Raw genomic sequence first — 11,031 nt, 5'->3', positions numbered from 1 at the left:
GGGTGGGATGGGGAGGAACGGACATGGCCTCATGATATCTGCACGGGAAATGCCGCTTTACGCGTGCCACGCTGCGTCCGTTTCGCGGGCGGAAGGGGACGGCACGCCGTTCGTTTCGCGCACCACAGCACGGGGCGTCAGAGCCGGGCGTCGAGCCAGGCGAGGGCCTCGGCCACGCGGGTGCGCCAGCGCCACTGCGCCTTGGGGTCGGCGCGCGTGGGGCCGAGCGTGATCACGCCGACCTCCTTGCCGGCCCTCTCCGCGTCGAGGACGAACCGGAAGCCGCTCATCACGGCCAGGGACGTCCCCACGGCGAGCACCGAGTCCGCCTCCTCCGCGAGCGCCCGCGCGGCGTCCCGCCGGGCCGGGGGCACGTTCTCCCCGAAGTACACGACGTCCGGCTTCAGCTGCACGGAGCCGCAGACGCGGCAGCCGACCATCGTGAAGGCGTCCACCCAGCGCTGGTCCAGGGTGACGTCGCCGTCCGGGTTCACGGCGTCCGGGTCCACGGTCACGGCCTCGAGATAGCCCGGGTTGGCCGCGGCCAGGCGGGCGTCGAGGGAGGTACGGTCCTCCATCGCCCCGCACTGCAGGCAGACCACGCGGGCGAGGTCGCCGTGCAGGGCGATCAGCCGGGACGGCGCGGCCCCCGCGGCGGCGAACGCCTGCGCGTGCAGCCCGTCCACGTTCTGCGTGACGATCCCGGCCACCACGTCCCGGCGCACCCAGTCGGCCAGCACGTGATGGGCGGCGTTGGGGGCGGCCTCGTCCATGTGACGCCAGCCCACGAAGGAGCGGGCCCAGTACCGGTGCCGCGCGGCGGGGTCGTCGCGGAACTCCTGGTACGTCATGGGCCGGTGCCGGTGGAGGGTGCCGTTCGGCCCGCGGTAGTCGGGGATCCCGGAGTCGGTGGACACGCCGGCGCCCGTGATCACGAGGGGCCGTCCCGCCTCCAGCATGCGCAGAAGACCCCGAGACGCGGTCTCGGGGTCCTGCAGAGGAGCGGTCTCCCCCACCACCCGGGCGATGGACCGCAGCGCGGCCTGGTGCCCGTCCTGGGAGGGGTGCCTCACGGGGGTCATCGCACCCGCGAGTCGTCGTCCTCGTCGTCGTCTGCGTAGAGGTCCGCGTAGGGATCCTCGTAGTCGACCTCCGGCTCGACGGCCGGCGCGTCCGTGCGCCCGCCCGTGAGCTCTCGCTCCAGTGCCGAGAGGTCTGTTCCGAGAGACATGTACTTCATCTCCCGTGCCTGCTTGGTGGCCTTCGCCTTCTGACGGCCGCGCCCCATGAGCGTGACCCCCTTCGCATCTCTCGTCGCCTCGGATGTGACGGCTCTCAGAGGCCGACCGAGGATCTCACTGGTCATTATGGTTCGTGCATAACAGGGTACACGACCCCCCTGCATCACGCCCCCGTCGGGGACGGCCGCGCCCGCCCCTGCGACGGGGGCGGGCGCCACGGGTGTCAGGCCCGACGCGCGGCGACGGTGAGGCCGTCCGCCGTGTCCTCGCCGGCCCGGTCCACCACCACGGTGTCGCCGTCCTGCACGGCCCCGGAGAGCAGCGCGCGGGCGAGCTGGTCGCCGATCTCGCGCTGCACGAGGCGCCGCAGGGGGCGGGCGCCGTAGGCCGGGTCGTAGCCGGTCAGGGCCAGCCACTCGCGGGCCGCGTCGGTGACGTCGAGGGTCAGGCGACGCTGCTGCAGCCGCTCCCCCAGTGACGCCACCTGCAGGTCAACGATCCGGGCCAGGTCCTCCACGCCGAGGGCGTCGAAGGTGACGATCTCGTCGAGGCGGTTGAGGAACTCCGGCTTGAACGCGGCGCGCACCACGTCCATGACTGCGTCCTTCCGGGCCTGCTCCGGCATCGTCTGGTCCACCAGGAACTGGGAGCCCAGGTTCGAGGTGAGGATCAGGATGACGTTGCGGAAGTCCACGGTGCGGCCCTGGCCGTCGGTGAGGCGGCCGTCGTCGAGCACCTGCAGGAGGATGTCGAAGACCTCCGGGTGGGCCTTCTCCACCTCGTCCAGCAGCACCACGGAGTACGGGCGGCGCCGCACGGCCTCGGTGAGCTGACCGCCCTCGTCGTAGCCGACGTAGCCGGGAGGGGCGCCGACCAGGCGGGACACGGCGTGCTTCTCCGCGTACTCGGACATGTCGATGCGCACCATGGCGCGCTCGTCGTCGAAGAGGAACTCCGCGAGCGCCTTGGCCAGCTCGGTCTTGCCCACGCCCGTCGGGCCCAGGAAGAGGAACGAGCCGGTGGGACGGTTGGGGTCGGCGATGCCGGCCCGGGCCCGGCGCACGGCGTCGGAGACGGCACGCACGGCGTCCTTCTGCCCGATCAGGCGGTCGCCGAGGTGCTCCTCCATGGAGAGCAGCTTCTCGGTCTCGGAGGCGAGCATGCGGCCGGCCGGGATGCCGGTCCAGGCGGAGATCACCTCGGCGATGTCGTCGGCGGTGACGTTCTCGGAGACCATCGCCTCGACGTCGCCCTGCTGGCCCTCCTGCGCGGCGCGGTCCGCCTCCTCGAGCTGCTTCTCGAGGGCGGGGATCTCGCCGTAGAGCAGGCGGGAGGCCTCCGCGAGGTCGCCGTCGCGCTGGGCCTTCTCGGCCAGCGAGCGCAGCTCGTCCACCCTGGCGCGGAGGTCGCCGGCCTCGTTCAGGGACGCCTTCTCCGCCTCCCAGCGGGCGGTGAGGGCGCGCAGCTCCTCCTCCTTGTCCGCCTTCTCCGCGCGCAGCCCGGCCAGTCGCTCCACGGAGCCCGGGTCGGACTCGCCGTCGAGGGCGAGCTCCTCCATGGTGATGCGGTCCACCTGGCGGCGCAGCGCGTCGATCTCCTCCGGGGCGGAGTCGATCTCCATGCGCAGCCGGGAGGCGGCCTCATCGACGAGGTCGATGGCCTTGTCCGGGAGCTGCCGGCCGCTGATGTAGCGGTCGGAGAGCGTGGCCGCGGCCACGAGCGCAGAGTCCGCGATGGCCACCTTGTGGTGCGCCTCGTAGCGCTCCTTCAGGCCGCGCAGGATCGCGATCGTGTCGTCCACGCTCGGCTCGCCCACGTACACCTGCTGGAAGCGGCGCTCCAGGGCGGGGTCCTTCTCGATGTTCTCGCGGTACTCGTCCAGGGTGGTGGCGCCGATCAGGCGCAGCTCGCCGCGGGCCAGCATGGGCTTGAGCATGTTGCCCGCGTCCATGGCGCCCTCGGAGGCGCCCGCGCCGACCACGGTGTGGATCTCGTCGATGAACGTGACGATCTGCCCGTCCGACTTCTTGATCTCCTCGAGGACGGACTTCAGCCGCTCCTCGAACTCGCCGCGGTACTTGGCGCCGGCGATCATGGCGCCCAGGTCCAGGCTGATCAGAGTCTTGCCGCGCAGGGACTCAGGGACGTCCCCGGCCACCATGCGCTGGGCCAGGCCCTCGACGACGGCGGTCTTGCCCACGCCCGGCTCGCCGATGAGCACGGGGTTGTTCTTGGTGCGGCGCGAGAGCACCTGCACCACGCGGCGGATCTCCTGGTCGCGGCCGATGACCGGGTCCAGCTTGCCGGAGCGGGCGACGGCGGTCAGGTCCGTCCCGTACTTCTCCAGCGACTGGAAGGTGGCCTCGGGGTCCGGGGTGGTGACGCGCTCGTCGCCGCGGACCTGGGTGAACGCCGCCTGCAGCGCGGCGAGGGAGGCGCCCGCGTCGGTGAGGGCGCGGCCGGCCTCGCCGCCGTCCGCGGCCAGGCCCAGGAGCAGGTGCTCGGTGGAGACGTACTCGTCGCCGTGCGCGGACGCCTGCTGCTGGGCGGCCTTCACGACGGCGCCCGCGGCCGGGGAGAGCCGGGCCTCGGACACCGTGGCGCCGGAGGCCTTGGGCAGGCCGTGGATGGCGGTGGAGGCGGCCACGGACACCACGTCCGGGTCCGCCCCGGCGGCCTTCAGGACGGCGACGGCCACCGAGTCCCGCTGGTCCATGAGGGCCTTGAGGAGGTGGGCCGGCTCCACGGCCGGGTTGGAGGCGGTGGACGCGTTCATGGCCGCGGCCGAGAGCGCCTCCTGGCTCTTGGTGGTGAACTGCGGGGAGGGGTTCATGCGGTGCTGCTCCTTCGGAACCGTACTTGAGTCTTGTCCACTCAACATCGCCGGGGTGGGCGGTATTCCACACCGCCCTCGCGTCCAGTGCCGATCCTAGGCGTCGGTTCTCATCAGCGATGCCGCCGTCTCGATCAGCGCGTTCCAGTCGTGCCGCGCCTCACCCCGGGGGGACTGCCGCACCAGCAGGCCAGCAGGGCGAGGGCGGCGATCCGCAGACGACGCGGCTCCGTATTCCACATCCGCTGCGCGACCCGCGCGCAGACATAGGCGAGCAGAGCGCTGATCACGAGAGGTTCAGCTCCTTGATCGCAGTGGCAGGCAGGGACATGGTGTCCTCCTTCACGCGAGGGCCACCGACCGGCGCAGCGCGGGGGCGGTGACGTCCACACCGCCGCGGACCAGCAGCACACCGCCCACCAGGGATGCGACGATGACCAGCAGGCTCAGCGGGGCGTACAGCGCGCTGGCCCCGATCAGCGGTCCACCGGTGATGACGGCGGCACCGATGCTGACGGTCATGACGGTGCCCAGGGCGAGCAGCACGCTCGCTCGACGCATCGCGTGGATGCGGCGCACGGGCATGCCGCCATAGGCGAGGCCGCGGTGCAGGTCGGCCCGGTCCACGACCTGGGCCGACTGGTTCAGCGCCACCGAGCAGGCCGCGAGGAGGAACGAGATCAGCAGGGTGAGCAGCACACCGGTGCGCAGGTCCTGCATGACCATCAGGTCCTCCGGATGGGTCAGTGTGGCCTCCCCTTCCGAGGCCAGGCCGAGGCCGGCGCCGGCCATGACGCCGACGTAGGTGGTCACCGCGAGCGAGCCGACCTGCTGCCAGGCCAGGCGCGGGGCGTCCAGGACGGTGCGGGCGGCCACGAGCGATTCCGGGGTCCGAGCCCGACGCAGACGCCACTTCGCACCCAGGGACAGGACCCACGGACCGAGCAGGTGCAGCGCGAGCAGGGGCACGGCCAGGGCGACCAAGACGGCCGAGATGGCCAGGCCCACGTCGGCCGCACCCTTGGAGACCGCGATGAGCAGCTGCCCGACGACCACCAGGGCCCCGAACACGAGGAGCCGCACCCAGTGGACCGACTGAGCGTTCTGCCGGGTGCGCACCCCCAGCGGGGTGATCGCGATCCGGCGCAGCCCGGTCAACGCGGAGAGCCCCGCGATCAGGGTCAGGCCGGCGAGCACGGCCAGCACGCCGGGCACGCCGATCCACTGCGCCCCCACGCCGATGGTCCCACCGGCGAACGGGAGGAGGCCGATCACGGGGATGAGCGCCGCCCACCCGACGACGCCGAGCACCGCCCCGGCGGCGGCGAGGATCATCGCCTCCGCGACCGCCAGCCCGGTCACGGTCGCCGTCGACGCACCGAGCAGGCGCAGCGAGGACAGACGGTCGTCGCGGCGCCGGGCCAACAGCCGGGCGGCTGCCCCGGCCAGCGCGGTCAGGGGAAGGACGAGCAGGGCCAGGGCGATGCCGGAGAGGACCTTGTAGAACCCCCCGATCTCACCGGGCAGAGTCCAGAAGAAGTGGACGCCTCCGGCCACGGCCAGCGTCAACGCGGACGCGGCGGCGAACGCGGTGACCGGGAGCACCCACACGGTCCGGTCACGGAAGACCCGGCGGGCGAAGAGGCTGATCACGCGGGTCTCCATCAGCGCACCTGCTCCCGGGTCGTCCCGGCGGCCGCCTGGGCCTGATCGGACTCGATGCGCCCGTCGCGCACCCGGATGAGCCGGGAGCACGCCGCCGCCACGGACGGGTCGTGGGTGACGACGACGAGGGTGCGGCCGCGGGCGACGGTCGACGCGATGAGGCTGTCCAGCACGGCCTCCGAGGTGTCGGAGTCGAGGGCGCCGGTGGGCTCGTCCGCGAACACGACGTCGGGCTCGACGGCCTGGGCACGGGCGATGGCCACGCGCTGGCGCTGGCCGCCCGAGAGCTCGCCCGGGCGGCGGTCCTCCATCCCGGCCAGGCCCAGGGAGCCGAGCCATCGCGCGGCCGTCTGCTCTGCCGCGCGCCGGTCGACGCCGTTGAGCATCAGGGGCATCGCGACGTTCTCGACCGCGGTGAGCTCGGGCAGCAGCAGTCCCTCCTGGAAGACGAAGCCCAGGCGCTCGCGCCGCAGCCGGGCCCGCTGCTCCTCGGTGAGGGCGGTGACCTCGTGGACGGTGCCGTCGGCGCCGGCGAGGGTGACCCGTCCGCCGTCGGGAGCGATGATCCCGGAGAGGACGTGCAGCAGCGTCGTCTTGCCGGAACCCGAGGGACCCATGACCGCGACCGACTCGCCGGGACGGATCTCCAGGTCGACGCCGGCCAGAGCGTGGGTGGAGCCGTAGGTCTTGGTCAGGCCACGGGCGGCGAGGACGGGAGGGGTGAGTGGCGCGGTGTTCATGGTCTCCACCCTCCGCTGGGCGGGGCTGACCACGCGTCGGACCACAGGATGGACCCGCCCCTGCCCGGGTACGACCGCAGTAGGACCCAGCCTGTCGTGCCATCGGCTGTCTGGACGGCCCAGGTGTACCGATCGGGGGACGTCAAGGGAAGCACTCTTCGTCGCGGGATTCCACGCCGGACGTGCCACGGCGCACGCCGTCCTCTCTCACCTGTGCGAGGTGCGGGGGGTGCGGCGCACTGCCAGGAGGGTGCTCTCGTCCGCGGCCGTGAGTCACCACAGTCTGGTACTGGCCGCTCGATGACCTCACCAGCGTGCTGACCGCAGCGGGATTCACCGTCACCGACCGCGGCACCCGGCTGGACCCGGGCACGCGCCGGCACGGCTGGATGAGAGCGCACCGGAACTGAGTCCTCTGGCCCATCCCGAAGCAGGTAATCTGTCTCATATAAGGAGACGCCTGTTTCACAGGAAGAGACAGTGTTCTTACGGTGACGGCATGACGGACACGAACCCCTCCCGCGGCACGGACAACTATGCCCACGGCCATCAGCCGAGCGTCCTGGCCTCGCACGCCACCCGCACCGCGGACAACAGCTGCGGCTACTTCCTGGATCGGGTGCACCCCGGTCAACGGATCCTGGACATCGGATGCGGGCCGGGCTCCATCACGTTGGACCTTGCCGCCCTGGTCGGCGACGAGGGCCGCGTGACCGGAGTGGACTTCTCCGCAGAGGCGATTGCGGCAGCGCGGCTGGCCGCCGCGGATCGGGGCGACGTCGTCACGGAGTTCCTCGTGGGTGACGTGTTCGAACTCGACCTGGAGCCCGCGTCCTTCGACGTGGTGCATGCCCATCAAGTGATGCAGCACCTGACGGATCCGGTCGCCGCCCTGGAAGCGATGGCCCGCTTCGTGAAGCCAGGCGGCATCCTCGCCGCCCGTGACGCGGACTACGGTGCAATGGCCTGGTACCCCGCCGCCGAGGGCCTGCAACGGTGGCACACCACCTACTGCGACTCCGCGCGGGCCCTCGGCGGGGAACCCGACGCCGGTCGACGCCTACGAGCCTGGGCCCACCAGGCCGACCTTCATGTCGTCCTCGCACGATCCAGTGCATGGTCCTACGCAACGACGGAGTCCGCAGCGTGGTGGGGCAACTCCCAGGCCGAGCGGGTGACGTCGTCCTCGTTCGCGCAGCGAGCCGCGGACCAGGGGGTCACCCCCGAGCAGCTCACTGCCATGGCCGATGACTGGCGCACATGGGGCCAGCACCCGGATGCCTGGTTCTTCCTGCCGCACGGCGAGATCATCGCCGTTCCCTCCCCCCACTGACCACCCCCCTGTCGAATGGCATCGTGGCCCTGCCGCGGCGCCGGTCCCCTCCCCGAGGGGTTCCACGTCACACGCCGACACCACCCTCACCCCACGTCACCGCCAGGCGCCGCGTCCGGCTCCCCCTGCGACGTCGGGGGCCAGGGCAGTCGACCAGTCGTCCGGGGGGACCCATCCCGAGGCTTCGGACACGAACGTGAGATTCGACGACTCCCACGAAGCCGTCCCATGCCTGGTCGGACGCTCCAACTGAGGACAAGCGCAGCGAGAACCCACGCCGGGGAACCGTGCGACCCCCACCCCGGGCCGCACGCCGCTACCGTGGCCGCATGCCCTCCTCCCCCGTGCCCGACGCGTCCACCGGCGGCCGTGCACCCCGGACCTACGCCCGGCCACGTGCAAGCCTGCTCTACGTGCTGGAGCGCACCTGGACCCGACTGGTGGGGATGCAGGTCTGGGACGTCGCCGCCGCCATGACGTTCTTCGCCGTCCTCTCCCTGCTGCCCACCCTCGTCGCGCTCGTCTCCCTCGTGTCCCTGCTGGGGGTGGAGGCCCGCACCGTGGACACCGCCGCGCGCCTGGCCACCGAGGTCTGGCCGAGCCTCGACACCGCGGAGGTCTCCGCCTGGATCCTGAACGCGGGGCGGACGGCCACCGGCACCCCGGGCCTCGTCCTCGGCGCGGCGGGCGCCGTCGTCTCCGCCTCGGGCGCGGTGGGCGCGTTCCACCGCGCCATGCACCGCATCTACGACACGCGCGAGGGGCGCCCGTTCCTCGTCTACCGCCTCGTCGTGCTCCTGGAGACGCTGGCGCTGATCGTGGGCGCCGCCCTGGTCATGTCCCTCATGGTGCTCGGCGGCGACCTCTCGGAGCGCCTCGGGCGCCTGCTGGGGGTGGGGCGCGGGGCCGTGGCGGTGTGGAACGCGAGCACCTGGCCGATGATCCTGGTGCTGCTCGCGCTGATCGTCTCCGTCGCCTACCGGCGGGGACCGAACGTGCGCCCGCCCTGCCACCGCCCCTTCTCCCTGGGGGCTGTCGGGGCGGTGGCGCTGCTCTTCGCCGCCGCGCTCGCCCTGGGGTGGATCGTGGCGCGGTTCGGCGGGTTGGCGCTCGTCGGCCGGCTGAACTCCGCCCTGGGCGTCCTCGGCCTGGCGTGGGCGGCGTGCATCGTGCTGGTGGCCGGCGCCGCCTTCGACGCGGAGATGCTCCGCGCCCGCCAGCTCGCCGTGGGGGTGGAGTCCGCCGACGAGCTGCAGCTCGCCACCCGGGACACCTGGGTGCTGCGCCAGGTGGAGCGGCAGGAGGCCCGTCACCTGCGGGTCGGGCGGCTGGTGGCGGAGGCGGTGCGCACCGAGGAGCCCGTCACGACTCCCGCCACCCGCCTCCTCGCGGAGGCCGGCTCGCTGTTCGCCGTCGACGCCGCGGGCCGGTCGGCGTCGGACCTCACCTCGGGACGCCCGTTCCACGCCGTGCCGCCCGCGGACCGCGCGGGGGTCTGAGCGGGCGGGGGCCCGGACCGTGCTCGGCTCGGGCCCCGTGCCGCCCGGGCCCTGCGGCCCCGGCTCGGCGGTCCTGGGTCAGCGCTCCTGGAAGGCCGCGACCTGGTCCGCGAGCACCTGCTGGGAGACGTCCGCGTCGAGGCCGAGCATGAGCATGTAGACGTGGTCACGGCCCTCGGAGGCGCCGCCGACCGTCATCACGAGCTTCCGGGACTGACCGGGCGTGGTCATGGTGACCGTCGCGGCGTCGGGCACGCCGGGGACCGCGGTGAACTCGGCCTTCTGGCCCTGCTCCCCCTCGAGGGTGCCGCAGGCGGAGACGAGCTCGCCGTACGGCGCCATGAGGTCGGCCGGGGCCGTCGAGGTGCCGATCATCGTGAACGCGCCGGTCTCCTGGTCCACCACCGCCGGGGAGGCGGGGTTGACCTGGTAGGTGGCCAGCGAGGCGACGTCCATGGGCTCGTGGGTGGCGTTGATCTCGTCCACCAGCTCCTGGCAGCGGCCGGTCGGGGTCACGCCGGTGAGGGTGAGGGACATGGTCAGCGGCTGGTCCGCCCCGCTCTGCACGGTGCGGGAGGAGAACACCTCCTGGGGCGCGGCCGTGGCCAGGAGCAGCAGCGGCTCCAGCGGGTTCTCGACCGACGCGCCACCCGCGGCGGGCGAGGAGGCGGCGAGGTCCGCGGCGGAGGAGGACGCCGTGGTCGCGGAGGCGTCGGCCGACGACGACGCGGCCGCCGCGGACGACGAGGCGTCGGAGGACGACGCCGGCCCCGTGGACACCGTCGGCGAGGAGGAGGACTCCGCGGCCGCCGAGGAGGCGGACGACGACGGCGTCGCGGAGGAGGACGCGGCGGGGCCGGGGGCGGCGCAGCCGGAGGCCAGCAGCGCCGCGGTGGCGGTCAGCGGCAGCAGCACGCGCAGGCGCGGGCGGGAGGTGGCGGTGCGGGACATGGGGATCTCCTCGGTCTGGTGCGGAGGACGGGATGGAGACGGTGCACTCGCATTGTGACCGTGCACACGCCGGGAGGGCAGGTCTGGGGGCCGCTCAGACGGGGCGGCGGAGCGCCGTCGCGTGGGCCCGCGTCGGCTAGCCTTGCGCAGAGGCGCCCGCTGTCCCCGACACCACCGCGGACGGGACGTCCCCCGAGCACCCGACGCCCGCCCCGAAAGGAGTCCGCCGTGGCCCAGGACCCCGCCGGCTGGCGCCGCACCGCCGTGCTGCTCTCCGGGGCGTGGCGGGAGGCGCTGCGCGTCTCCGCCCCCCGGGTCGAGCCGGAGCACCTGTTCCTCGGGGTGCTGGCCGCCGGCGGCCCCGCCGCCCGGGTCTCCGCCCGCCAGGGCCTCTCCCTGACCGCGGCACGCCGCGGCGCGGCCGTCCGCGCCAACCGCCAGCTCCGCGCCGTGGGCGAGGACGTGGCCCGCGCGGGCCGGATCCCCCGCACCCCCCTGGCCGCCGTGGATCGCGGCGGCGCCGCCACCCTGCCGCTGTCCGCTGCCTCTGAGGGCATGCTCCCGGCCCGCCGCCTCGCCATGACCGAGGCCGCGTGGGCTCTGGACCTGCTCCAGGAGCCGGCGGGCGCCGTCTCCGCGCTCGTCGCCGCGGCGGGGGTGGACGTCGACGCCCTGCGCCACGCCCTGCGCGCGGCGGACAGGGACGAGCCCCGGCTGCCCGGTGCGGCGCTCGACGTCATGCCCGCCCCGTGCCCCCTGCCCGGTCTCG

The 11,031-nt window shown here is 73.4% G+C and carries 9 protein-coding genes; 3 read left to right on the top strand and 6 right to left on the bottom strand.

Annotated elements, in window-relative coordinates:
• Nucleotides 1-137: 137 nt before the first annotated feature.
• The 5 genes from MHY29_RS08930 to MHY29_RS08910 all read right to left on the bottom strand — a co-directional run bounded on the left by MHY29_RS08930 (nt 138) and on the right by MHY29_RS08910 (nt 6,479).
• Nucleotides 138-1,082: a Sir2 family NAD-dependent protein deacetylase gene (locus tag MHY29_RS08930; RefSeq protein ID WP_224356455.1), complete on the bottom strand. Its 945-nt coding sequence runs from the start codon at nt 1,080-1,082 to the stop codon at nt 138-140.
• Nucleotides 1,079-1,288 carry a DUF3073 domain-containing protein gene (locus MHY29_RS08925; RefSeq protein WP_224356778.1) on the bottom strand — a complete coding sequence of 70 codons (210 nt, stop codon included), beginning with the start codon at nt 1,286-1,288 and terminating at the stop codon, nt 1,079-1,081. Before MHY29_RS08925 ends, MHY29_RS08930 begins: the two co-directional genes overlap by 4 nt.
• Before the next feature lie 176 nt (nt 1,289-1,464).
• Nucleotides 1,465-4,074, bottom strand: a complete 2,610-nt coding sequence (gene clpB, locus MHY29_RS08920) for an ATP-dependent chaperone ClpB (protein WP_224356454.1) — start codon at nt 4,072-4,074, stop codon at nt 1,465-1,467.
• A 342-nt stretch (nt 4,075-4,416) separates the two neighbouring features.
• Nucleotides 4,417-5,739 (bottom strand): permease, encoded by a 1,323-nt coding sequence (locus MHY29_RS08915; RefSeq protein ID WP_239240417.1) that lies wholly within the window; start codon nt 5,737-5,739, stop codon nt 4,417-4,419.
• Nucleotides 5,739-6,479, bottom strand: a complete 741-nt coding sequence (locus MHY29_RS08910) for an ABC transporter ATP-binding protein (protein ID WP_239240414.1) — start codon at nt 6,477-6,479, stop codon at nt 5,739-5,741. The genes MHY29_RS08915 and MHY29_RS08910 overlap by 1 nt, the downstream gene beginning before the upstream one ends.
• Before the next feature lie 499 nt (nt 6,480-6,978).
• Between MHY29_RS08910 and MHY29_RS08905 the strand changes: the two genes are divergently transcribed.
• Entirely contained in the window at nt 6,979-7,812 is an 834-nt protein-coding gene (locus MHY29_RS08905; RefSeq protein WP_239240411.1) for a methyltransferase domain-containing protein, read from the top strand.
• Between the two features lie 329 nt (nt 7,813-8,141).
• Entirely contained in the window at nt 8,142-9,311 is a 1,170-nt protein-coding gene (locus MHY29_RS08900) for a YihY/virulence factor BrkB family protein (RefSeq protein ID WP_239240393.1), read from the top strand.
• 78 nt (nt 9,312-9,389) lie between these two features.
• Here the strand turns inward: MHY29_RS08900 and MHY29_RS08895 are convergent, their stop codons facing one another.
• Entirely contained in the window at nt 9,390-10,262 is an 873-nt protein-coding gene (locus MHY29_RS08895) for a hypothetical protein (RefSeq protein ID WP_239240391.1), read from the bottom strand.
• 228 nt (nt 10,263-10,490) lie between these two features.
• Here MHY29_RS08895 and MHY29_RS08890 point away from each other — a divergent pair.
• Nucleotides 10,491-11,031 (top strand): Clp protease N-terminal domain-containing protein (locus MHY29_RS08890; protein WP_239240388.1); only part of this gene is annotated, 541 nt, incomplete at its 3' end.

The organism is Micrococcus sp. ACRRV (assembly GCF_022346985.1).
In the GTDB taxonomy this organism is placed as follows: Bacteria; Actinomycetota; Actinomycetes; order Actinomycetales; family Micrococcaceae; genus Micrococcus; species Micrococcus porci.
This window is presented reverse-complemented; position numbering and strand designations above follow the sequence as displayed.